Below are 22,452 nucleotides of genomic sequence, written 5' to 3' on the forward strand. Positions count from 1 at the left end.
TTTCGTCGACCATCACCGCCTCCGCGGCTACCCCCGCTGAGCGCCAGTAGTTTTCGGTAGCTTTTGCGCTAGTCCCGGCTATACTAACGCCGGCTTTCTGCCCCGCAGGAAGCCGGCGTTTTGCGTAGTGCAAGTTGGCAGGCGGCAGTTGAACGAATGGGTACAATTTGAAGGTTAGGAAATCGTTACCAGTTGGTAAATCATTTCCCACCTCTTCCATTCCCGTATTGCCTAATACTTCAGATTGTACTTAAGCATGAAAAAACTGTTGATTGTAGCTGTTGGATGTCTTTCTTTCTTCAGCTCCTGCCGCACCAAGTGTCCGGCCTACTCCGCCACCAAGCCCGCTACCCAAGTTGCCGCGCCCATTATGGCCAGCACCGAGCAACAGTCGGCTCGCCAGTAGTTGCTGGCTTCCTTCAAAAGCAGAACAGCCGGTTTCTCCCCGCGGGAAACCGGCTGCTTCTTTTTAGCTAGCGGCGCTTAGCTACGTACTCATTGCGAGGGCGCCGCAATGAGTACGTAGCTAAGCGCCGCTAAGCGCCCAGAATAATCTCGGTGGCGCCCCGCAAATCGGCAGCGTAGAGTGCGGGGCGGGCTTCTTCGCCTTCGCCCACCAGAATGCCCCGCACGCCGACTTTGGCGCCGGCCTGCAGGTCGCGGAGCCGGTCGCCGACAATCCAGCTCTGGGCCGGGTCGAGACGGAAGCGGGCCATGGCTTTTTCCAGCATCAGCGAGTCGGGCTTGCGCATCAGCGACTCGCTGATGCTGGGGTGGCCGCTGGCGAAGTAGAGGGCGTCAATGGCATTATCGCAGGCCTGCTGCAGCTTTTGGTGGCAGGCTTGCACTTCCCGGGCCGTATACAGGCCCTTGGCAATGCCAGCCTGGTTGGTTACCACAATCAGGCGGTAGCCGGCGGCTTTGAGGCGGGCCAGGCTTTCGGGCACGCCGGCCGCAATAACGAACTCGTCGAGCTGCCACACGTAGTGGCCAATTTCGTGGTTTAAAACGCCGTCCCGGTCCAGGAACACGGCTTTTTCGCGGGCCGGTGGCGCGGTTGCTGCTGCATTCATACGGCCAAAGCTACGGATTCCGGGCCCAGCGCGCCGAACTCCGCGGGGACGGTTACCTTTGCCCTATTCCAACTCAGCGCACCATGCGGATTGCAATTCTTGGGGGCGGTATTTCGGGCCTGACCCTGGCCTTTTACCTGCAGCGGGCCGGCGTGGCCTACGACCTGTTTGAGGCTAGTCCCCGGCCCGGTGGCAATATCCGCTCCGAACACCACGACGGCTATCTGCTCGAAACTGGCCCCAACTCCCTGCAGCTCAGCGACGAACTTAGCGAGTTGCTCGACCATCTGGGCCTCACCGACCAGCTCCAGGACACCGCCGCCGTGAGTGCCAACCGCTACGTGCTGCGCGCGGGCAAGTACCAGAAGCTGCCTGCCTCCCCGCCTGGCCTGCTGCTGAACGGCTTTTTCAGCCTGAAGGCCAAGCTCAACATCCTGCGGGAGCTGCGCCGCCCGGCCCAGAAGCCCGACCCGACCGAAACCCTGGCCGACTTTTTCCGCCGCCGCTTCGGTTCCGAAATAGTGGACTACGCCCTGAACCCGTTTATTTCGGGCATCTACGCCGGCGACCCGGAGCAGCTGCTCGTGCACAAAACCTTTCCTAAAATGGTGGAGCTGGAGCAGACGTACGGTTCGGTGCTCAAGGGGCTGGCCAAGAGCGGCACGCCCGGCACCCGCCGCCGCATCGTGTCCCTGCGCGACGGGCTGCAAACCCTACCCAACACCCTGGCCGCTCAGCTGACCCACGCCCACTTTGGGGCGGCCGTAACCAAGCTTACGCGCACGACGAATGGTCAGTACACGCTCGAAACGAGCGGTGACCAAAGCTTGCCGGCCTACGACGCACTGGTGCTGGCCCTGCCCACGTACGCGGCGGCGCCGCTGCTACAGCCCCTGTTTGCCGCAGCTGCCGCGGCCCTGCAAGCCGTGTACCACCCGCCGATGACGGCCGTGTATACGGCTTACCACCGCGCCGACGTTACCCACCCGCTCGACGGTTTCGGGGCCCTGCACCCCAAGGTGGAGCAGCCCTACGCCGCCGGCAGCATCTGGACCAGCTCCATCTACCCGAATCGGGTGCCCGACGGACACGTTTTGTTTACCACGTTTGTTGGGGGTACGCAGTATGAGGCTCAGGCCCGGCAACCGGCCGAGCAGCAGCTACAGCAAGTGCACGCCGAGCTAAGCCGCTTCTACGGTATTCGGGCCGTGCAACCCCTGTGGCAATACCGGTACTCTTGGGAGCGGGCCATTCCGCAGTTCGACCACCGCATTGTGGCCGCCCACGCGGCGGCCGATGCCCTGGTGGCGGAAGGCATTTACAGCACGGCCAACTGGCGGGCCGGCGTGGGCGTGCCCGACTGTATTCGCCACGCCCGGGCCCTGGCGGAAAAAATTACGGAGGGCGCAAACTGAATCTTTATCTTTGATGCATGAATGACGGGCTCGTCCTGATACCAACCTATAATGAGCGGGAAAACGCGGAGCTGATTATCCGCAAGGTGTTTTCTCTGCCCAAAGGCTTCGACGTGCTCATCATCGACGATGGCTCGCCTGATGGCACGGCCGAGGTGGTGCGCGGCCTGCAGCAGGAATTTCCCGACCGCCTTTTTCTGGAAGAGCGCAGCGGCAAGCTGGGTCTGGGCACAGCCTACATTCACGGGTTTCGGTGGGCCCTGGCGCGCAACTACCAGTACGTGTTTGAGATGGACGCCGACTTCTCGCATAACCCCGACGACCTGATTCGCCTCTACCAGGCCTGCGCCACCGACGGCTACGATCTGGCCATTGGCTCGCGCTACATTCAGGGCGTCAACGTGGTGAACTGGCCCATGGACCGGGTACTCATGTCCTGGTTTGCCTCGGCCTACGTGCGCCTGGTCACCGGCATGCCCATTGCCGACGCCACGGCCGGCTTTAAGTGCTACACCGCCCGGGTGCTGCGCACTATTCCGCTGGACCGCATCCGCTTTGTGGGCTACGCCTTCCAGATTGAGATGAAGTGGCTGGCCTACAAATACGGCTTCCGCATCAAGGAAGTGCCGATTATCTTCACCGACCGCACCCGGGGCACGTCCAAGATGACCAAGGGCATCTTCCAGGAAGCCCTGTTCGGAGTGGTACAAATGAAGCTCAGCAGCCTGTTTCGGTCGTTTGACCGGGCTGCCGGACCAAGCCCGGAATCAACCATTCCGGCACCGGCCGCAACCCCGGCCCGCGAAACCCGGTAAGCTCTTCTACGGCGGCACGACGGCCCCGTAGGCTGCGCTTATGGAAAACTCCCTCCCCTTCTGGGTTGGCTTCAACGCCTTCGTGCTCCTGCTGCTCCTGCTCGACCTGCTGGTGTTCAACCGCAAGGCCCACGTAGTCCGCATGCGGGAGGCCCTGGGCTGGAGTGCGTTCTGGATTGTCCTGTCCCTGGCCTTCAACTACGTGGTGTACCGCACCATAGGCCAGCAGGCCGGCCTGGAGTTTCTGACCGGCTACCTGATTGAGAAGTCCCTGAGCGTCGACAACTTGTTCGTGTTTCTGCTCATCTTCACCTACTTCAAGGTGCCGCAGCAGTACCAGCACCGCATCCTGTTCTGGGGCGTTATCGGGGCGCTGGTGCTGCGGGCGGTTTTTATCCTGGCGGGGGCCGCGCTGCTGGCCAAGTTTCACTTCCTGCTGTACGTGCTGGGCGCCTTTCTGGTGTACACCGGCATCCGCATGGCCCTGAACGCCGGCGGCCCCGACATCAACCCCGACGACAACCCGGTGGTCAAGTTTCTGAGCCGCCACCTGCCCATTACCAGCAAGCTGGAAGGTGGCAAATTCTTCGTGCGCAAGGAGCGGCTGCTGTTTGCTACGCCCCTGTTCGTGGTGCTGGTTATGGTCGAAACCACCGACGTAGTTTTCGCCGCCGACTCCATCCCGGCCATTCTGGCCATTTCGCGCAACACGTTTATCGTTTATACCTCCAACGTATTTGCCCTGCTGGGTTTGCGGGCCCTGTATTTTGCCCTGGCCGGCCTGATGCAGCTGTTTCACTACCTGCACTACGGCCTGGCCCTGATTCTGGTCTTTATCGGCGGCAAGCTGCTCATTGCCGACTTTTACGAGCTGCCCATGTCGATTTCCCTGGGCGTGGTGGGGCTGCTACTGCTGGGCTCGGTGGTTTTGTCGCTGCTTTTTCCCAAAAAGGACGGACCCGTCATCCCATCCGGGCCCTGAATGGACTTTACAGGCCGCTGAATACAAAAAGCCCCGGCAGCAGCTGCTACCGGGGCTTTTCTGTGGTCAAACTAGCCTTACTCCTTGGGCGGCGTGGTGGTAGCCGGCGGGGTAATGGTGGTGTTTACGCCCGCGTCGGGGGCCTGGCCGCCGAGCAGGTCAATCAGGTTGAGCGGCTCAAACTGGGAGGAGTCGGCGGCAAATACGGTGCGGGTCGTATCGGGGCGCACGGCCCGGAAAATGGAGCCGTGGGCCCGGCCGGGGAAGCTCAGGTTGTAGGTCACACTGTTGCGGGCCTCCTCCGAAATCATGCCCTTGCGCTCCATCAGGTCGGCAATGAGGCGGTGGAAGTAACGGGCCGAGCTGCGCATCTCCCCGTACTGGTTGAACGACATCTGGTAGCGCTTGGGCCGCGGAATGATGCTGGCCAGGTACAGGCTTTCCGACAGGTTCAGGTTGCCGGGCTGCTTGTCGAAGTAGAAGCGCGCGGCCTCGTTGACGCCGTAGATTTTCGGGCCCCACTCGATGATGTTCAGATACACCTCAAACATGCGCTCCTTGGACACGAGGCGGGTATTTTCAATGAGCCACACAATCAGGGCTTCCTCAATCTTGCGGGTCACGGTTTTTTGTCGGGTCAAAAACACGTTTTTGACCAGCTGCATCGAAATCGTGCTGCCGCCGCGGGCAAAGCGCTTTTCCTTGATATTCTGGATGGCCGACTTCACGAAAGCCTTTTCCATGAAGCCCTTATGCGTCATGAAGCGCGGGTCCTCGGCCGTCATGATGGCCCCCTTGAGGTAGTCGGCTACCTCGTTGTAGGGCGTAAACTTCGGGTTCGACGGGCCCACGGTGAAGGTTTTGATGGAGTCCCCCTTGTCGTTGTAGGCCGTGTAGGGGAAGTCCTCGTTGAGCTTGTTCAGGTTTTCGCGGCCGAAGCGGCTGATGCGAAAGTTTTTCGGCGTCAGGCCGGAGTTGAATTCCAGGCTGTCGAGCTGATTCATGTCCAGGGCCAGGTGCAGGCGGTAGGTCAGCGTGCCTTCGCCCTGCATACCTTCCAGGGTGTTGAACATACCCTCGGGCAGGGCCTCGAAGAACGTGTTGGCCGGCGTCTCGGCCGATTCCACGTCGGCCTTCACCTGCAGGCCGGCCAGGGCCTCGCTGCGGCTGCGCAACCCGTTCACCATTTTGCCAATCACCCGCTCGTTCACCGGCAGCTTGCGCACGCTCACCACGGGGAAGAACTCCATACGGTTCAGGGTCACCTTAGTGCCTTTGTCGAGGGCGGCGAAGGCCTGGCCCAGGCGGGCGACGAAGTCGATGCCGCCGCGGGGAAAGCGCACGTCCCGGTCCGAGAGCTTGGGGTGGTTTACAATGAAGTTGGCGGCCGAGGCCGTGCCGCGCACGGTCAGCTCGTCGTCATCCAGCTCCTTATCCGTCAGGCTCAGGCGCAGCGTGTCGAACTGCACCCGGGCCCCGTAGCGGCGCAGCACGTAGGGCAGCACCACGGGGCGGCGGCCCAGGCCAAACACCTCGGCCGTGAGGGCATAGTCGCCGGGTTCCACGTGGCCCTGCACCCCGACGCGGTTTTCCACCGAGTCGATGACGGCCGTTACCTGCCCGCTGATGTCGCCGTCCTCAATGGCCAGGCGGGGCATGGTAATGCGGGCCCGGTGCCGGGGGCTTTCGAAGGTGACCAGGAAATTGCGAAAATCGGCTTCTTCGGGAATATTGTCGAAGCTGCCCTCCAGGAGCTGGTTTACCAGCAGGCCGTAGTTTACGCCTTTGGTTGTGTCGCGCGGGGTAGCCGGCTGGGCGCCTTTCTTCTTGTAGAGAAAGGAAAAGTTGTCGGAGGTGGCCGTTTTGCGGGCCGTGAGCTGGGCGTCGTTGATTTCGAGGTTGCTGAACACCGGCCGGCCGGCAAACAGGGACTTCACGCTCAAGGACACCGTCATGTTGCGGGCCCGCAGCAATGTATCGGTGGGGGCGGCCGTGGGCACCATGCTCATGCCGGCAATGCCGACCGTGTTGAGGTCGGTGAAGCGGGCCGTGCCCAGGGTCAGCGTAACTGGATATTTCCGCTCTACTTTGGCTTTTGCCCGCTGCAGAGCATAGTCTAGAAGCTGCTGTCGTTTGAGCAAAAACACGCCCAGGGCCACGCCGAGCAACACCACGAGGATGCCCAGACCGATGCCTATTTTTTTCTTAGTAGCTGAAGTCACGCGAACGAGAAGAGGGAGAAAAGAGCGGAAGGCGTATGCCAATGTTGTGCCGAACCCGCTGCCGCTCGGGTAACAAAGGTAGCGAAAACCGTCGCGCGAACCGTAGCCGCGCCGCCTCATTCGCTACCTTTGAGCACTCTGGCCAACTTCTTTCTACGCATGACTGCTGCTGCCGACTACGCCGCCCTCTCCCCGCTCACCGCCGTTTCGCCCCTCGACGGGCGCTACCGCCGCCAAACGCTGCCACTGGCTGCTTACTTCTCCGAGCTGGCCCTGATTCGCTACCGGGTGCTCATTGAGGTCGAGTACTTCATTGCCTTGTGCGAGCTGCCTTTGCCCCAGCTGCAGGGCGTGGACGAGGCCGTGTTTGGTCAACTGCGCGGCATTTACAAGAACTTCACCCAGGCCGATGCCGAGGCGGTAAAGGCCCACGAAAAGGTCACCAACCACGACGTGAAGGCCGTGGAGTACTTCCTGCGGGACCAGTTTTCGGCCCTGGGCCTGGGTAGCTACCTGGAGTTTATTCACTTCGGGCTGACTTCCCAAGACATCAACAACACGGCCATTCCCCTGAGCTTGCAGCACGCCCTGCTGCACACGCTGCTGCCCGCCTACGCCCAGGTGCGCAACCAGCTGGCCACCCGCGCCGCCGACTGGGAAGCCATTCCGATGCTGGCCCGCACCCACGGGCAGCCGGCCTCGCCCACGCGCCTGGGCAAGGAAATTCAGGTGTTTGTGGCCCGGCTCGACGCCCAGGTGGAGCTGCTGGCCCAAGTGCCGTTCGGGGCCAAGTTTGGGGGAGCTACCGGCAACCTGAACGCCCACCAAGTGGCCTATCCGCAGGTCGACTGGAAGCAGTTTGCCGACGTGTTTGTGAACAACCGCCTGGGCTTGCACCGCAGCCAGCCCACCACCCAGATTGAGCACTACGACCATCTGGCTGCTACCTGCGACGGGCTCAAGCGCCTCAACAACATCCTCATCGACCTGGCCCGGGACGTGTGGCAATACATTTCGATGGGCTATTTCAAGCAGACCATCAAGGCCGGGGAAGTGGGCTCGTCGGCCATGCCCCACAAGGTCAACCCGATTGACTTCGAAAATGCCGAGGGCAACCTGGGCGTGGCCAACGCCGTGCTGGAGCACCTCGCGGCCAAGCTGCCCATCAGCCGCCTGCAGCGCGACCTGACCGACTCCACCGTGCTGCGCAACCTGGGCGTGCCGCTGGGTCACATCCTGATTGCGCTGACCTCGCTGCAGCGCGGCCTCGATAAGCTGGCCCTCGACGAGCAGGCCCTGCACCGCGACCTGGAGGCCAACTGGGCTGTGGTGGCCGAGGCCATTCAGACGGTGCTGCGCCGCGAGAATTACCCCGACCCCTACAACGCCCTCAAAGCCCTGACCCGCACCGGCGAGGCTATTTCCCAGAGCAGCATCCAAGAGTTTATTGAGACGCTGACCGTGGCCGAAAGCGTGAAGCAGGAATTGCGCGCCATTACGCCGCACACCTACGTGGGCATCTAGCCGGCGGCTTGCTAGCGGAATTTACTACCCTATAAGTTTTCCTTTCTATGAACAGATTTCTACTGCTGGCGGCCCTGCTGGCCAGCCCGGGCCTGACCCAGGCCCAGAGCTGGCAATGGGTGGCCGGAGCTACCGGCCCCGGTAATGCCCGCATTCTGGCTACTGCCACCGACGGCGCCGGCGGCACCGTGGTAGCCGGCGACTTCACCGGCACCATCACGCTGGGTGGCACCACGCTCACCAGCGCCGGCAACCGGGACGTATTTGTGGCCCGCCTCAATAATGCCGGCACCTTTACCCAAGCCGTGCGGGCCGGGGGCACGGCCGAGGACTACGCCATTGACCTGATCCTCGATGCCAGCGGCATGGCCACCGTGCTAGGGGGCTTTTACAGCGCCACCGCCGAGTTTGGCCCCACCGTGCTGACCAAGGCAAACCTCATTGGCGGAGCGGAGATATTCGTGGCCCAGCTGAGCAGCACGGGTACCTGGACGCGGGCGGTGCACGGGGGCATCAACGGGGTTAATTTTCCCTCGGCTCTGGCACTGAATGCCGCCGGTGAGGCCGTGGTGACGGGCTTTTTCTACGGCTCGACCACCAGCTTCGGGTCTACTACCCTAACCAACGTTAACCCCTCTAGCACCAACGCCGATATCTTCGTGGCCCGCCTGAGCAGCGCCGGTACCTGGACCCAGGCCGCCCGCGCCGGCGGCAGTGGCGACGACCGGGCCGAAGGGGTAGCGCTGGCCGCTGATGGAACGGTCGTGGTGGCGGGCTCATTCCGGGGCCCGACCATGGACCTGGGCACGTTCTCGCTGCTCAATGCTGACCTTGCCGGGCAGACGAACGACGTGTTTGTGGCCCGCCTGGGTACGGCCGGCACCTGGAGTCAGGCCAGCCGGGCTGGGGGCCCCGCCGCCGACCTGGCCCGCCGCCTGGCCCTGGATGCGGCCGGCAATGCCACCGTCGTCGGCTCCTTCAGCAGCTCGACCATCAGCTTTGGCTCGTTTGCGCTGACCAATGCCGGTGGCACTACTGGTTCTTCCGACGTCTTTGCGGCCCGTTTCACACCCGCCGGCACTTGGAGCCAGGCGGTGCGGGCCGGCGGCAGTGGCTCCGAAACCGCCCTGGCAGTAGCAGTAAGCGCGAATGGGCAGGCTACGGTCGGCGGCTTGTTTTCTAGTCCCACGGCCACCTTTAGTAACCTTTCACTTTCTAATGCCGATGCCAACGGCTTCTCTAATGACTTGTTTGTGGCCCGCCTCAACAGCGCCGGCGCGGCCTGGACGCAGGCCGTCCGGGCCGGAGCCGGCAGTGACGAAGCCGTAGTAGACCTGGACCTGACTGGTTCCGGGGAGGCTACCATTGCCGGGCTTTACTTGGCGACTACCACCATCGGCTCGACGACCTTGAACTCGACTACGACAACCGATAATACTGGCTTCGTAGCGCGCACCACGGGGCTGACCTTGGGCGTGCGCCATGCCACCGACACGTCTCCGCTGGCCGTGTACCCCAACCCCGCCACGGCGGGCACCGCTATGCTGCGGCTCTCCGCACCGGCTACGGCCGCCCAAACCCTGACGGTGCGCGACGCGCTGGGCCGGGTAGTGCGGCAGGCCACCATTGCCACCGGCCGGCAGGAAGTAGCCCTGCCTACTGCGGGCCTCTCTCCGGGGGTGTACCTGGCCGAAACCGGCCTGAGCCGCGCCCAGCTAGTCGTGGAATAGTCACGCTTCGCCTGCGGCAACCTGTTATCGAAAGCCCCGGTGCACCGCTGCGTGCCCGGGGCTTTTTCGTGGGCTTTATTCAGCCAGGAGCCAGTTATGGACCGTTGCACGAATGCAGGAGGCAAGAGTATATTTCGGGGCCTTTCGGGCTATCTGACACCCCACCTCCCATCCTATTGCATGACCGACTCTTACTCTGCTCCTTTGCTGGTGCCGCCGACGCGCCAGCAGCTTCCCACCCACCCCCAGGAGCAGCGCATGGCGGCCGCTGTTGCCGAAGTAGCCCGCCACGCCGATCTGCACCCCGGCGTGACCATCATTGCCAACCTGCTCCTGGACCGGGTCGAATACATGTCGCAGCGGGGGCTGCAGGAGCTGGGCACTACTCAGGAAGCCATTCAGGCGCTGGGCCCGGGCTACTGGACGGAGTACTTCAACCCCGACGACGCCGAGGACTACCTGCCCAAGGTGTTCGAAATGATTCAGAACCCCAATCCCTGGGCCGTTACCAGCGTGTTTCAGCAGGTGCGCATCGGGCCGGGCCGCAGCTACGTCTGGCACCTGAGCGCCACGCGGGTACTGCTGCGCGACGAAGAAACCGGCCAGCCCCTGCTGCTGGTTACCACGTCCATTCCCGTCGATCCGCTGCACCACGTAACCCACAAGGTGAGCCGGCTGCTGGAGGAAAACAACTTTCTGCGCCAGCACGCCGTGCGCTTCGGGCAGCTCACCCGGCGCGAGCGGGAAGTGCTGCGTCTGCTCACGCTGGGTCACTCGGCCCCCGAAATTGCCGACCAGCTCTTCATTTCGGCCCAGACCGTGGAAACCCACCGTCGCAACCTGCGGCAGAAGCTGGGAGCCTTCAGCGCCTTCGAGCTAGGACAGTACGCCCGGGCTTTCGACTTGGTGTAAGACCGGTAAAGTGCATAAAATACCTACTTGTAGGTATTGTAGCTGGGCCGGTACCGGGAGAATTTTGAGGTTCCGTTCAATCTCACATTTTCCACTTGCCTGTGCGACACATTTACCATTCTTTGGGCTTAGCGCTTACGCTGGGCTTATCGGCGGCTCACGCCCAAACGCCTACCTGGACCAATGGCGCTCAAACCGTAAACCCCGCCCCGACCAACGATACCGGGGCCCGGGCTACGGCTATTGCTTCTGACGCGGCCGGCAACGGCTACGTAATCGGCGTGTTACAGAATGGCGCCGGCAGCGGGGTACCGGCCACCCGGGCTTTCGGCAGCACCAGCCTGAGCAGTACCACTGGCTTTGGCGACGGATTCGTGGCCAAGCTTTCCCCCTCCCAGCAGTGGGCGTGGGCCGTCCGGGTCAATAGCACCGGCGAAGGCTTGACGTTTTCCAGATTAGCCGCAACTCCCGCTGGCGACGTGTACGCCGGCGGAGTTACCCAGGATGATAACAGCCCCATCACCGTCGGGACCCTGACGCAGGCTTCCACTTCGGGCTATAAAGTATTCGTAACCCGTCTCACAACCACGGGTCAGCCGCAGTGGATAGCGGTGGCACCCCTCACCGCCTTTGCCAGCGCAACCAGCCGCCTGTCGATGCAGTCCGTCAGCTGGGACGCGGCAGCGGGCAATATTGTCGTAACGGGCATTTATCAGGGGAGTGCCCTAGCCTTTGGCAGCACCACGCTACCGAGTGCGCCCCTGGGCGGAATGTTTGTAGCCCGCCTCAGCACCGCTGGCCAATGGCTAAGCGCCGTGGCGGCAGTACCCACCAACCTGGGTACTACCGCTCCGGACCTGAATTTCTATGATGCTGCCGTAGGCCCGCAGGGGCAGGTAGCCGTGGCCTTCCGGCTGCGGGATGCCCAACTCAGCTTGGGCACCACCACTATCAGCGCGCCAGCCTCTACTTCAGGCGGAACTGCGGTGGTAGCTCAGCTCAGTGCGGCCAACCAGTGGCAGTGGGCCACGGTGCCCACCAACAGCTCCAATTCATTGTATTACACGACCAGCGACATGAAGTACGACCCCAGCGGCAATCTGTGGCTGGTGGCTCGCAGCTCGGCCAATGGCCTGCAGTTGGGCAGCAATACCATTGCCAACACCAACCAGTTTGTAGTGCGTCTCTCCGCGGCCGGTCAGTGGGGCGTGGGTGGCAGCATTGGAGCTTCCCCCAGCGACTCGCCCGGCACGCCCCGCGGGCTGGCTGTTGATGGCCAGGGTAATGCGGTGGTTACCGGCCAGCTACGCACCCAGACCAGCTATACCTTCGGCTCGCAGGTACTGACCACCACTACTACTACCCGCACCTACGTAGCCCGGTTTAGCGCGGCCGGCCAGTGGCAGTACGCCCAGCTGGCTCCTACCGCTACCAACACCGCCGGCAATGCCGACTACTCCCTAAACGATGCCACGGTGGATGCCAGCGGTAATCTGCTGGCCGCTGGTTCCCTGACAGGCACGGCCGTGTTTGGCACCTCCACCCTGGTTAGCGCCGCTTACGGCGACGCCATCGTTGTGAAGCTCGCCAATGCCGGCGTCGTGTCAGCTCTGCGCCAGAAAGCCGGAGTAGCGCCGCTGGCTCTCTTCCCCAATCCGGCTGCTGCGGGCACTCTGGCTACCCTACGTCTGCCCGCGGTTTCTACCGCTGCCCTGCCCGTGACCCTGCGCGACGCCCTGGGCCGGGCTGTGCGGACCAGCACGGTACCAACCGGTCGCCTGGAAGGCAGCGTGTCTACGGCGGGCTTAGCACCGGGCCTGTATCTGCTCGAAGTAGGCGCCCAGCGCGCTCAGTTGGTGGTAGAGTAAATACGGGTCGAAGCACGTACGGCTTTGGCCGGACACGCAGCTTCCTCCAAAAATAGTTTCAAGCCGGGGTCTGCCGAATAGGGCAGGCTCCGGCTTTTTGCTGTTCGCACCAGCTTACCCCGGGCAGCAGAAAGTGCCTACCGGCTGTTTATTCCGGCTCAAACGGGGAACTCACCGCCCCAACCTGGGTCAGGAGCTGGCCGGCCCACCCCTAAAGCGGCCGGGCGCTTACGAATGCGGCGCTACGGCGGGCGGCTACCAGCCGAGTTAGAGAGGGTTTTTACCGTGTTTTTCCGTAGGATTGCAGCCGTATTCATTTCTCTTACATCTTCCTTATATGCGAATTATTACCCCTTGTCTGCACGCCGCGCTTATTGCGCTCTTGTCGGCGGCCCTGCCCACTGCGGCTCAGGGTCAAACCTGGCCGTGGGCCACGGCTCCTACCACGGCCGCTAACTCTGGCGGCACGATGACCATTACCGCCACGGCCCTGGATGGGGCGGGCAATACGGTGGTGGCGGGCAGCTTTTACGGCACCATCACGCTGGGCGCCTTCACGCTAACCAGCACCGGCGGAGCCGACGGCTTCGTGGCCCGCCTCAATAGCGCCGGCACCTGGACCCAGGCCGTGCGGGCCGGCGGCAGCGGAGCAACAATTTACCTCGACGCCCTGACCCTGGACAATGCCGGCAACGCCGTGGTGGCTGGTAGCTTCAGGGGCCCCAGCATCAGCTTCGGCTCTACCACGCTCACCAATGCCGGGGCGAGTACCTCCTCCGACATCTTCGTGGCCCGGCTGAGCAGCGCCGGCACCTGGACCCAGGCCGTGCGGGCCGGCGGCATCCGCGACGAAGCTGCTACTACCCTGGCCCTGGATGCGACCGGTACGGCAGTTGTCGGGGGCAACTTTTTCGGGTCCACCACTACCATTGGCACCACTGTGCTCAGCAACGCCAGCCCCGCCAGCCAGTACGTGAGCAGCGCCGACTTTTTCATTGCCCGCCTCAATAGCGCCGGCACCTGGACTCAGGTCGTCGGGGTCGGGGGCACTGATGATGATGTTCTGAACGCGCTGGCGGTCGGGCCTGATGGGGTAGTGAGTGCCGTCGGCTACTTCCGGAGCCCCAGCCTGGCCTTCGGGGCGGCCACCGTGGCCAACGTCATTCCCCAGGGCACCGTCACGACGGCGTTTGTGGCCCGCTTAGGCAGCAGCGGCACTTGGAACCAGGCCACGGCCAACACAATGGGCTCTCCTATCCCGACGGAAGTGGCCGTCGATGCCAGCGGCAATACCCTTGTCTCGGGTTTCTTCCTGGGTACCACCACCGACTTCGGCTCCCTCAGCGTGGCCAACACCAATACTCGCGGCAACAGCAGTGACGTCTTCGTGGCCCGGCTCAGCAGCGCCGGCACCTGGACCCAGGCCGTGGGCGCCGGGGGTATCGAGGATGACCGCAGCGCGGGCCTGAGCCTCGATGCCGGGGGCAATGCCTACCTGACCGGGAGTTTTCGGGGTCCTACGGCCAGCTTCGGCCCCATCACGCTCACCAATGCCACGCCCGCCACGGGGAGTACGGACAGCCGCACCGACATCTTCGTGGCCCGCTTGAGCAGCAGTGGTACCTGGACCAACGCCGTGCGCACCGGCAGCACCGCCAGTGAAGAGCCCAGTGACGTAGCCGTGAATGCCGCCGGTACCACAGTTATTGTTGCCGGCCAGTTTTACGGCGCGCTTACCATTGGCCCCTTCACCTTCCCGGCCCCGGCCAACCCGCTGCCCTACGTGGCTCAGCTCTCGGGCCTGACGCTGGGCACTGCGCGTGCCACCCGGCCGGCAGCAGTGAGCTTGGCGCCTAATCCGGCCCATGGCCTCACCCAGCTGGGGCTGCCTGCCACCGCCAGTGCCCAGCCCCTGCTGCTGCTTGATGGCCTGGGCCGGGAAGTGCGCCGCCAGACCGTGCCGGCCCGCGCTACCGCCGCTACCCTGGATGTAACCAACCTGCTACCCGGCCTCTATGTGGTGCGCTACGGTACCGCCACAGGGCGACTCGTGGTCGAGTAAAGTCGGGGAAACCACCCGTTCAGTTACCAGCCCCGGACTTCCCGCTGCGGAAGCCGGGGCTTTTTGCTGGATTTTTATTTGGTGGGCGGAGCCGCTTCGGCCAGCAGCGGGACTATTTCGGCGGCTTCGAAAGCCAGCACCCGCAGGCGCAACGCCAGTATGGCCGGCGTACCGGAATTGCGGTCCAGAACTTCGTGAGCCTCGGCGGCAAAGTCGGCCAGCCACTGCTGCCCCCGCTCGTCGGGATAAGCCAGGTGCAGCGCGGGCAGGGCTTGCAGGCGGAGCCGGGCCTGGGCCAGCTGGGTTTGGCAACGGGTAAGCTTCTGGCGCAGCGGGTATTCCTCCCGCTCGATATCCTTGAGCCGCAGCCGCAGTGTATCCTGCTCCTGTTCCGACAGGCGCAGCGGGGCCGGCGCGGGTACGGGGGCGGGGCCATCGGGCACGGGCAGGACCTGGGTTAAGTGGTGAAAGCGGAACCAGGCGGCCGTTGGCATACTCCTTTCCCCTCGTTCGTCCATTGCCACGGTGGCGCGGGTCAGGTGTAGCAGCCGCGCCACGTCGGGCTGGCTGAGGCCAAAGTGGGCCCGCACCAACTGCTGAATATTCTGGTAGGCACGGGGGCCCCGATGGCGGGAGAACTTCCTGGGCATCACGGAAAGGATAAGGAGAGAAAGTTGTGACGTTATAGCTTGTGACGTTATGAAACGTCACAAGCTATAACGTCACAACTTTGCAAGCAAGCAGTGACCCGGGCCTTTTTCTAAGCTGGCAGTGCGTCACTTCCCGCCTTCGGCTACCTTTGCCGGATACTTCTTTCCCGTATGGCCTCTCTCAACGGCATCACCGTTCATCCCGACTGCCGCCATTTCCGCGGCGACATCCCGTGCCGCCCCAACAAGGAGCACGGTTACCAGTGCGCCGGCTGCCCCGAGTACGCCCCCGTGCAGCAGCGCATCCTCATTATCAAGCTCGGGGCCATCGGCGACGTTATCCGGACTACCCCCCTGCTGCGCCGCCTGCGCCGCGAATACCCCGGCTGCAAAATCACCTGGCTCACGCTCACGCCCGCTATCCTGCCCAGTGGGGCCATTGATGAAATCCTGAAGCTGGAGCTGGCCAGCGTGCTGCACTTGCAAGCCCGGGAGTTTGATTTGCTGCTGAACCTGGATAAGGATAAGGAAGCCTGCGCCCTGCACGACTCGATTCGGGCCACCCAGAAGTTTGGCTACACCCTGCACCCGCAGTATGGCGTGGCCTGGCCCAGCAATGAGCTGGCCAACCACAAGTTCCTGACCGGCGTGTTCGACGAGCTCAGCCAGCTTAATCAGAAGCCCTACGTCCAGGAAATCTTCGAGCTCTGCGGCTTCGAGTTTCAGCACGAGGAGTACGTTTTCGACACCCACCAGGACAAGGGCTACGACTGGCGCGCCCTACCCACCGGCAAGCCCCGCATTGGCCTCAATACCGGCTGCGGCGATAGGTGGACCACCCGCCTGTGGAGCGACGAGAAGTGGCTGACCCTGATTGGGCAGCTGCAGCAGGCCGGCTACGCCCCGGTGCTGCTGGGCGGCACGGCCGAGGATGAGCGCAACCAGCGGCTGCGGGCCGCCACCGGTGCCACCTACCTAGGTACCTTTCCGCTGGAGCAGTTCATCAACCTGATGTACCAAATGGACGGCATCGTGACCCAGGTGACGATGGCCATGCACATCAGCATTGCCCTGCAAAAGCCCACGGTGCTGATGAACAACATCTTCAACCCTTACGAATTCGACCTCTACGGCCGCGGCCAGCTCGTGCAGCCCGAGCGGCCCTGCGTGTGCTTCTACCGCGGCACCTGCAAGCTAGGTACCAGCTGCATGGAAGAGCTGCCGGCAGAAAAGGTGTTCGAGGCCGTACAAGCCAGCGTACCGGTGTAGAGATTATTCGGTCGTCTGTCATCCTGAGGCGCAGCCGAAGGACCTTCCTCACTTGTCCCACTGTGGGTTCTATCCACGCAACAAAGTCCTTTACCGCGCAGGTGGTAAAGGGCTTTGTTGCGTTTAATCAGCCTTGTCACTGAGCTGAGCAAGGGCCTTCATTCCGCTCTGCTCCACGCAGGATGACAGGCAAGGAAACGGAGAATAGATTAGAGGTAGGCGAAGCCCTCAATTCCTAACCGCCACGGCCTTTAGCGCCGCTACCATTTCGCTCCACGAAAACTCCTTCTTCTTGGCCCAGACGCCCGCCGCCAGCTCCGACTCGCGCTGGTGCTCGTAGAAGTCGACTAGGGCGTCGGCAATGGCTTTGGGCATGGGCCTCACCACGTAGCCCACTTCCCCATCGGGAATCAGCTCGGCCAGGCCGCCCACGTCCGTTACCAGCATGGGCCGCTCGAAGTGGTAGGCAATCTGCGAGACGCCGCTCTGGGTGGCATTTTTGTAGGGCTGTACCACCATATCGGCGGCGCAGAAGTAGTCGGCTACTTTCTCGTTGGGGATGAAGTCGGTGGCCCGCACCAGGCGGCTTTCCAGCTCGTACTGCTTGATCAGGGCTTCGTAGGGCGCGGCGTCCTCGTAGTACTCGCCGGCCACAATGAGCTTGACGGGCAGCTGGCGCAGGCGCGGGTCAGCAAAGGCTTCCAACAGAATATCCAGTCCCTTATAAGCCCGGATAAAGCCGAAGAACAGCAGGTAGCCAAACTTGGGGTCCAGGCCCAGGGCTTGCAGGGCGGCGGGTTTGGCTTTCAGGGCCCCAAAGTTGTCGTAGAGCGGGTGGGGCTGGTACTGGGCCGGCTGTTTGAAGTGCAGGCGGCGCAAATCGGCCAGCACCGAGCGCGACATCGTCACGAAGCCATGGCAGGCCGAGAGGAAGTAGCGCGTCAGGGGCCGGTCGCCGGGGCGCTTCTCGTGCGGAATGACGTTGTCGGTAATGGCCACGACGCGGGTGTGGCGGTTGCGCCGGATGCGGCGGGCAATGTAGCCCAGGGCCGGGCCCATAAACGGCAGCCAGAAACGAAAAACCACCAAGTCGGGTTTTTCGCGCCGCAGCTTCTCCCCTACCTTCCACCACGACAGGGGGTTTACCGAATTGATGCTGACCTCAATATCCAGATCCGCGGGGCCCGCTTCGGTGCTAAACTGAGTTTGACCCGGAAACAGAAAGTCGGGGTACTGCAGGCTGAAGGTCACGATGCGCACCTCGTCGCCGGCCTCGCGGAAGGCCCGGGCCAGCCGCTCGTTGTAGGTTGCCAAGCCCCCGCGCAACGGATAAGCCGGCCCAATAATGACGACGCGTGCCACAGGCGTACAGACTTTAGTCAGGTAAGTTTATTCGGTCCCGAATCAGGTAGTCGTTGCGCCGCGGGCCGTTGAGCTGCACCATTTCGGCCAGGAAACCGGCCAGGAAGAGCTGCATACCCAAAATAACGGCCACCAGCGCCAGGAAAAAAAGCGGCTGGTCGGTCACGTCCCGGGCCCGCAGGTTGTGGTAGGCCAGATATACCTTCTCAATCACCAGCCAGAGCGTAATGAGCATGCCCACCAGAAACGACACCGAGCCCAGGGTACCGAAAAAGTGCATGGGCCGCCGCCGAAACCGGCTCACGAAGGTGATGGACATCAAATCCAGGAAGCCATACACGAAGCGCTCCAGCCCGAACTTGGTCACGCCGTACTTGCGCTCCTGGTGCTGCACGGCCTTCTCGCCGATGCGCCCGAAGCCGTTCCACTTGGCAATCACCGGAATGTAGCGGTGCATCTCCCCGTACACCTCAATGCCCTTGACCACGCGCTGGTCGTAGGCTTTCAGGCCGCAGTTGAAGTCGTGCAGCCTGATGCCCGAAATCCAGCGCGTGGCCCCGTTGAAGAGCTTGGTCGGAATGGTTTTGCTCAGCGGATCAAACCGCTTCTTTTTCCAGCCGCTCACCAGGTCGTAGCGCTCCTCCACAATCATGCGGTAGAGCTCGGGCAGTTCCTCGGGCGAGTCCTGCAGGTCGGCATCCATGGTGCACACCACCCGGCCGGTTGTTTCGCGGAAGCCCGTGTTCAGGGCCGCCGACTTACCGTAGTTGCGGTTGAAGCGGATGCCGCGCAGGTGGGTATCAGTTTGGGCTAATTCCTCAATAACGTCCCAGGAAGCATCCGTCGAGCCGTCGTCAATGAGAATCACCTCATAGGTTAGCCCGTGCTGGGTTAGCACCCGGTTAATCCAGCGCGTGAGCTCCGGCAAGGACTCGGCTTCGTTGAGCAAAGGAATGACGATGGAGAGCTCAACCGGGAAATGGGACGACAAACGCTTACTCAAACTCGGGACGGTTGTTTTTAGTAATGGCCGAGATAATCAAACTGGCCAGCAGGCCCATCATCACCGCACCAATCAGGACGGAAACCATCATCATGGGCCCGTTCATGAACTTACCGGTCATGGCCATGGCCTGGTCGATCTGCTCATCCGACATCGACCCTTTGGCTTCCATGTCCGCGCGGGTTTTATCCATGAGGCGGGCAATGAAATTGGTATCGATTATCGTCACATAAACATACGTAAAAATGGCGCTCAGCACGCCTGACACGGCCGACAGCGTGGTTCCAATCCCGAGGCCCTGCCCGTAGGACATAAAGCCGCCATTCTGCTGCTTGTACGCCCGGTGGGCTAGCACAATGGCGCCAATCAGAATCAGCAAGGTGAGCCATTTGGCGGGGCTATTCTCCAGGCCGGCCACGTTCAGCGCAAAAGAAATAATTACCGAAATCAGGCCGGTCAGCAAACCGTAGCGCACCCCAACGGCAGTGCTAGAAGCAGGAGTAGACTGGTTTTCCATGGTACAAGCAGTATATGGTGAAACAATGAGAAACTAACGCCGCAGAAAAATGCCACCGGGGAAGCTCAGCAGCAACCCAAATAGCAGCTTTTTCATGAAATCATCCGCCGCCAATCCTTGCGCGTTTACCGCCCTGAGGCCCTGAATCGTCCGTTCGTACTGCTCTTTGCCACCGGGTTGCCGCAGAAAATCCGCCCGGGAGCCTTCGGCAATCTTGAGCATGGCGGCCTTGCTTTTCTCCACCTGTTCGGGGCCGGCCACCTGCGCTAGTCCGTACACGCCCAAGCCGGAAAGAGAGGCCGCTATTACGGCCGTCAGCACGCCCGTGCCAATAGCGCGCTTCAGGCCCGGACCCTCGGGCTGAAAGTACCGCTTCAGAAACCACTGACTGGCAATAACGGCCAGCGGAGGCACAAAAATGACCATCAGCCGCTTCGGGCCGAAAGGGTCGTTGCCGAGCAGCAGCAGCCCGGCTATCCAGGCGGTACAGAGCACCCCGGCGCCCACGCCAAAACGCAGGGCCGTACGCAAAACCACAGTATTAGGGGAAACTTCGGAGGACACAGCCAGAAAACAAGTGAGGCAGCAAGATAGAGGACTTTGCCCAAACTATGCGCCTACGCGGCCACTGCCGCGGCTGGTTGTGGTTGGCGGCGGCCCATAAACCGCAACAGCAGTACTTCGGCCAGCAAGCAGCCCAGGGCCAGCAGCAGGCAGTAGCGCCACAGGGGCGTACCCACCCGCTGGGCCTTGTAGTGCGCGGCCACCGACCGGTCGGTTCCAGGCTCATACACCTGGATATTCGGCCGTTTAGGTCCAATCAGCTGCCGCAGCTCCGCGGCCGAGTAGTACGTCAGCTCCGACTCGGCTTTGTCCAAGTTTAGGGCCAGCGTCGTCAGGATCTTATTGTTGTACACGACCTGGTAAAAGCCCGGCTCCTGCACGGTAGCCGGTAGCGTCAGGCGCAGCCGGCCCGCTTCCCAGCGCTGGGCCGGAATTACCGTCAGACTGTCCTTGCGCAAGCTTACCACCGGCTCGTCACGCTGGTCAGCGCCCTGCACCGGTATGGCCAAGGCCACCGTGCCCTGATTAAGCCGATACGCCAACCGCTGCTCCGACCGGTAGCTGAGCATTGCCAATCGGTACATTACGGGCACAAACAGGGCGTGCTGAGTGAAAGTTGAATACGCCGGGCTGAAGGGCGCGGCAAATAGATATACTTTCCCCTTACCGCTCGGAAAGCCGGCCAGATATCCGTCCCCGTTGCGCATTTTCAGCACGTCCGTTCCCGACCGGGACCAACGAAGCACTGGCGCGGCCTTCGGCATAACCGCCCGCTGATTGGAGGCGCTGAATACATCCTGAAAAAACGGATTCTGCAAGGCCGGAGTGGCAACATCCTGCAGTACTGGAGTGGTACCAGCAGCAGCCTGCCATTGCACGGTCCCGATACCTAAGGTGCGAAACAGCTGATTATAGGTCGTCTGCGCGTCAGGGCCGGCCGCGGGCGGTACAACTACCAGCGTAGCTCCCTGGTTTACTGCCCGCACCATGTTTTCCCGCAGGGCAGGGCTAATCTGCGCCACCTCTTCTACCACAATCAGGTTAGCCGCGTTCAGCCGACTATAATCTATGTTCTGCGAGTTACTGGCCAACGCAAACATTGACTCATTACGGTACACCCGGTCCACTGCCGTGGCCTTGGGAGGTGCCACTCTGAGAATACCAATCTGCGCCGCCGCTTGGAGCGTAAAATAGTACGTGTTGTCAAAGGTCACCGGCACATCCTCTACCTCAACTCGGCACTGCGCCAGCGCCGAATTCTGCAATTGCACCCTTACCGCAATTGTACTGCTCTCGTGTGCATTTACGGTAGTGCGCAAGGCCGCTACCTGCCGATTGCCTACAAAGACTTTCACCTGACAATCCGTTACCGCTTGGGTACCGCCATTTCGCAGCCGCACCCGCAAACCTATGTCCGAGCCGGCGCGCACAAAGGCATCATCCAGCAGCACACTGTCCACATATACGTTGGCAGTTTGCTTTCCCCGCAATGGCACCAAATAAACTTGACTCAGAGTATCCGCACCAACTGCCCGTAGATTGAACGTGTTCTTTTGAAAATCGGAAAAGACAAATGTCTGCCGCACATCCGGTGTACGCTGCGCCCTGTCGAGTAAGCTTGCGACACTCCTTGCCTGCCCCGATATGCTTACCTGTTGGAGTACAGTTTGAAAAGCGCCAGCCGGCAGCAAAGAATTAGTAGCCGTGGGCAACAGATACCGTGCCGAGGCAGGATACACTGTCGGCAACTCTTCAGCCTGCTCAATAGCCTGATCCAACAACTGCTGACCGTTTTCACTTTCCACCGCCATACTCGGTGATGTATCCACAATGGCTGCTATCACCCCTCCAGCCTGCTGTTGCTGCTCAGGGGCTGGTATAAAGGGTTGGCAAAAAAGTAGAACCAGAAATACCACAACCCCAACGCGGGCCAATAGAATTAACAAATGCTTCAGCTTCCGCTGTCGAGCCGTCACCAGTTTTATTTCTCGGATAAAGCCAACGTTGGTGAACAGGATGCGCTGGGGCCTGCGCAGCTCGAAGAAGTGAATTACGATTGGAATGGCTATTGCCAAAAGCCCCAGTAAAAACCACGGATACGTTAATGCCATCAGATGCTTAGAACAAGTCTGTGAATGTAACACTCAAAGACACCACACTTATTCATTGCATGCACGAATTTCCTCAATAAGGGTGTCAACACGTAAGATAATTGCAGTGCCAACCATGCAGAAAGCTGAGTGTCACTCAGCAAAAAACGACGAATCAGCTGGGTCGGAGTACCGTTTGGGTCAGCGGCATTCCCCGGCCTGCTCCCGGACCGAAGCGCTGCCACCCCGGCGGGGCCGGTAGTGGGCACCCGGAGCCCCGCGGCCGGGGCGGGGGGGGAGAAACGCAAAACACCCCCTCGCAGCCCGAAGTCGCGAGGGGGTGTTGGCAAAAAAGGTTGGCGGCGACCGACTCTCCCACCGGTGAAGGTAGTAC

At 61.9% G+C, this 22,452-nt stretch carries 18 protein-coding genes; 10 read left to right on the forward strand and 8 right to left on the reverse strand.

Features of this window, described 5'->3' with window-relative positions; all coding sequences use genetic code 11:
- Nucleotides 1–256: 256 nt before the first annotated feature.
- Entirely contained in the window at nucleotides 257–406 is a 150-nt protein-coding gene (locus tag CLV45_RS24970) for a hypothetical protein (protein ID WP_157807479.1), read from the forward strand.
- Between the two features lie 130 nt (nucleotides 407–536).
- Here CLV45_RS24970 and CLV45_RS13590 read toward each other — a convergent pair whose 3' ends face one another.
- A complete protein-coding gene (locus CLV45_RS13590) occupies nucleotides 537–1,073 on the reverse strand; it encodes a D-glycero-alpha-D-manno-heptose-1,7-bisphosphate 7-phosphatase (protein ID WP_100336888.1) in 537 nt (178 codons plus the stop codon).
- Between the two features lie 83 nt (nucleotides 1,074–1,156).
- Here CLV45_RS13590 and hemG point away from each other — a divergent pair, with 83 nt between their 5' ends.
- The 3 genes from hemG to CLV45_RS13605 are packed head-to-tail and all read left to right on the forward strand — an operon-like array spanning nucleotide 1,157 to nucleotide 4,285.
- Complete coding sequence (gene hemG, locus CLV45_RS13595; RefSeq protein ID WP_100336889.1) at nucleotides 1,157–2,488, forward strand: protoporphyrinogen oxidase; 1,332 nt, start codon at nucleotides 1,157–1,159, stop codon at nucleotides 2,486–2,488.
- Nucleotides 2,489–2,505: 17 nt separating this feature from the next.
- Nucleotides 2,506–3,303: a polyprenol monophosphomannose synthase gene (locus CLV45_RS13600; protein WP_100336890.1), complete on the forward strand. Its 798-nt coding sequence runs from the start codon at nucleotides 2,506–2,508 to the stop codon at nucleotides 3,301–3,303.
- Between the two features lie 40 nt (nucleotides 3,304–3,343).
- A complete protein-coding gene (locus CLV45_RS13605; protein ID WP_100336891.1) occupies nucleotides 3,344–4,285 on the forward strand; it encodes a TerC family protein in 942 nt (313 codons plus the stop codon).
- 77 nt (nucleotides 4,286–4,362) lie between these two features.
- On the opposite strand, the gene CLV45_RS13610 is transcribed toward CLV45_RS13605, so the two are convergent.
- On the reverse strand, nucleotides 4,363–6,507 hold the full coding sequence (locus CLV45_RS13610; RefSeq protein WP_100336892.1) for a transglycosylase domain-containing protein: 2,145 nt from the start codon (nucleotides 6,505–6,507) through the stop codon (nucleotides 4,363–4,365).
- A gap of 159 nt (nucleotides 6,508–6,666) precedes the next feature.
- Here CLV45_RS13610 and purB point away from each other — a divergent pair, with 159 nt between their 5' ends.
- The 5 genes from purB to CLV45_RS13635 all read left to right on the forward strand — a co-directional run bounded on the left by purB (nucleotide 6,667) and on the right by CLV45_RS13635 (nucleotide 14,603).
- A complete protein-coding gene (purB, locus tag CLV45_RS13615) occupies nucleotides 6,667–8,031 on the forward strand; it encodes an adenylosuccinate lyase (protein ID WP_100336893.1) in 1,365 nt (454 codons plus the stop codon).
- Between the two features lie 47 nt (nucleotides 8,032–8,078).
- Nucleotides 8,079–9,761 (forward strand): T9SS type A sorting domain-containing protein, encoded by a 1,683-nt coding sequence (locus CLV45_RS13620; RefSeq protein ID WP_100336894.1) that lies wholly within the window; start codon nucleotides 8,079–8,081, stop codon nucleotides 9,759–9,761.
- 180 nt (nucleotides 9,762–9,941) lie between these two features.
- The gene (locus CLV45_RS25550) at nucleotides 9,942–10,673 is read left to right on the forward strand and encodes a response regulator transcription factor (RefSeq protein WP_317045109.1); all 732 of its coding nucleotides are present in this window, start codon (nucleotides 9,942–9,944) and stop codon (nucleotides 10,671–10,673) included.
- Nucleotides 10,674–10,795: 122 nt separating this feature from the next.
- Nucleotides 10,796–12,541 carry a T9SS type A sorting domain-containing protein gene (locus CLV45_RS13630; RefSeq protein ID WP_100336895.1) on the forward strand — a complete coding sequence of 582 codons (1,746 nt, stop codon included), beginning with the start codon at nucleotides 10,796–10,798 and terminating at the stop codon, nucleotides 12,539–12,541.
- Between the two features lie 337 nt (nucleotides 12,542–12,878).
- Nucleotides 12,879–14,603: a T9SS type A sorting domain-containing protein gene (locus CLV45_RS13635; RefSeq protein WP_157807480.1), complete on the forward strand. Its 1,725-nt coding sequence runs from the start codon at nucleotides 12,879–12,881 to the stop codon at nucleotides 14,601–14,603.
- Between the two features lie 74 nt (nucleotides 14,604–14,677).
- On the opposite strand, the gene CLV45_RS13640 is transcribed toward CLV45_RS13635, so the two are convergent.
- Nucleotides 14,678–15,253, reverse strand: a complete 576-nt coding sequence (locus tag CLV45_RS13640) for a helix-turn-helix domain-containing protein (protein WP_100336897.1) — start codon at nucleotides 15,251–15,253, stop codon at nucleotides 14,678–14,680.
- Between the two features lie 171 nt (nucleotides 15,254–15,424).
- Here CLV45_RS13640 and CLV45_RS13645 point away from each other — a divergent pair, with 171 nt between their 5' ends.
- Nucleotides 15,425–16,522: a glycosyltransferase family 9 protein gene (locus CLV45_RS13645; protein ID WP_100336898.1), complete on the forward strand. Its 1,098-nt coding sequence runs from the start codon at nucleotides 15,425–15,427 to the stop codon at nucleotides 16,520–16,522.
- Between the two features lie 228 nt (nucleotides 16,523–16,750).
- Here the strand turns inward: CLV45_RS13645 and CLV45_RS13650 are convergent, their stop codons facing one another.
- The 5 genes from CLV45_RS13650 to CLV45_RS13670 form a co-directional block, all read right to left on the reverse strand.
- The gene (locus CLV45_RS13650; protein WP_100336899.1) at nucleotides 16,751–17,884 is read right to left on the reverse strand and encodes a glycosyltransferase; all 1,134 of its coding nucleotides are present in this window, start codon (nucleotides 17,882–17,884) and stop codon (nucleotides 16,751–16,753) included.
- Between the two features lie 13 nt (nucleotides 17,885–17,897).
- The gene (locus CLV45_RS13655) at nucleotides 17,898–18,887 is read right to left on the reverse strand and encodes a glycosyltransferase family 2 protein (RefSeq protein WP_100336900.1); all 990 of its coding nucleotides are present in this window, start codon (nucleotides 18,885–18,887) and stop codon (nucleotides 17,898–17,900) included.
- Complete coding sequence (locus tag CLV45_RS13660) at nucleotides 18,880–19,404, reverse strand: DUF4199 domain-containing protein (RefSeq protein ID WP_100336901.1); 525 nt, start codon at nucleotides 19,402–19,404, stop codon at nucleotides 18,880–18,882. The genes CLV45_RS13655 and CLV45_RS13660 overlap by 8 nt, the downstream gene beginning before the upstream one ends.
- Before the next feature lie 33 nt (nucleotides 19,405–19,437).
- The gene (locus tag CLV45_RS13665; protein WP_157807481.1) at nucleotides 19,438–19,941 is read right to left on the reverse strand and encodes a DUF4199 domain-containing protein; all 504 of its coding nucleotides are present in this window, start codon (nucleotides 19,939–19,941) and stop codon (nucleotides 19,438–19,440) included.
- Nucleotides 19,942–20,021: 80 nt separating this feature from the next.
- Nucleotides 20,022–22,079, reverse strand: coding sequence for a BatA domain-containing protein (locus CLV45_RS13670; protein ID WP_157807482.1), 2,058 nt, complete (start codon nucleotides 22,077–22,079; stop codon nucleotides 20,022–20,024).
- Nucleotides 22,080–22,452 lie beyond the last annotated feature (373 nt).

It is taken from the genome of Hymenobacter chitinivorans DSM 11115 (assembly GCF_002797555.1).
GTDB classification, from domain to species: domain Bacteria; phylum Bacteroidota; class Bacteroidia; order Cytophagales; family Hymenobacteraceae; genus Hymenobacter; species Hymenobacter chitinivorans.

Bases quoted from the DNA above. Each gene is read 5' to 3' on its own strand.
- CLV45_RS25550 (WP_317045109.1), top strand. From the start codon at position 9,942: ATGACCGACTCTTACTCTGCTCCTTTGCTGGTGCCGCCGACGCGCCAG.
- CLV45_RS13600 (WP_100336890.1), top strand. From the start codon at position 2,506: ATGAATGACGGGCTCGTCCTGATACCAACCTATAATGAGCGGGAAAAC.
- CLV45_RS13635 (WP_157807480.1), top strand. From the start codon at position 12,879: ATGCGAATTATTACCCCTTGTCTGCACGCCGCGCTTATTGCGCTCTTG.
- CLV45_RS13645 (WP_100336898.1), top strand. From the start codon at position 15,425: ATGGCCTCTCTCAACGGCATCACCGTTCATCCCGACTGCCGCCATTTC.
- CLV45_RS24970 (WP_157807479.1), top strand. From the start codon at position 257: ATGAAAAAACTGTTGATTGTAGCTGTTGGATGTCTTTCTTTCTTCAGC.
- purB (WP_100336893.1), top strand. From the start codon at position 6,667: ATGACTGCTGCTGCCGACTACGCCGCCCTCTCCCCGCTCACCGCCGTT.
- hemG (WP_100336889.1), top strand. From the start codon at position 1,157: ATGCGGATTGCAATTCTTGGGGGCGGTATTTCGGGCCTGACCCTGGCC.
- CLV45_RS13620 (WP_100336894.1), top strand. From the start codon at position 8,079: ATGAACAGATTTCTACTGCTGGCGGCCCTGCTGGCCAGCCCGGGCCTG.
- CLV45_RS13670 (WP_157807482.1), bottom strand. From the start codon at position 22,079: ATGGCATTAACGTATCCGTGGTTTTTACTGGGGCTTTTGGCAATAGCC.
- CLV45_RS13660 (WP_100336901.1), bottom strand. From the start codon at position 19,404: ATGGAAAACCAGTCTACTCCTGCTTCTAGCACTGCCGTTGGGGTGCGC.
- CLV45_RS13640 (WP_100336897.1), bottom strand. From the start codon at position 15,253: ATGCCCAGGAAGTTCTCCCGCCATCGGGGCCCCCGTGCCTACCAGAAT.
- CLV45_RS13605 (WP_100336891.1), top strand. From the start codon at position 3,344: ATGGAAAACTCCCTCCCCTTCTGGGTTGGCTTCAACGCCTTCGTGCTC.
- CLV45_RS13590 (WP_100336888.1), bottom strand. From the start codon at position 1,073: ATGAATGCAGCAGCAACCGCGCCACCGGCCCGCGAAAAAGCCGTGTTC.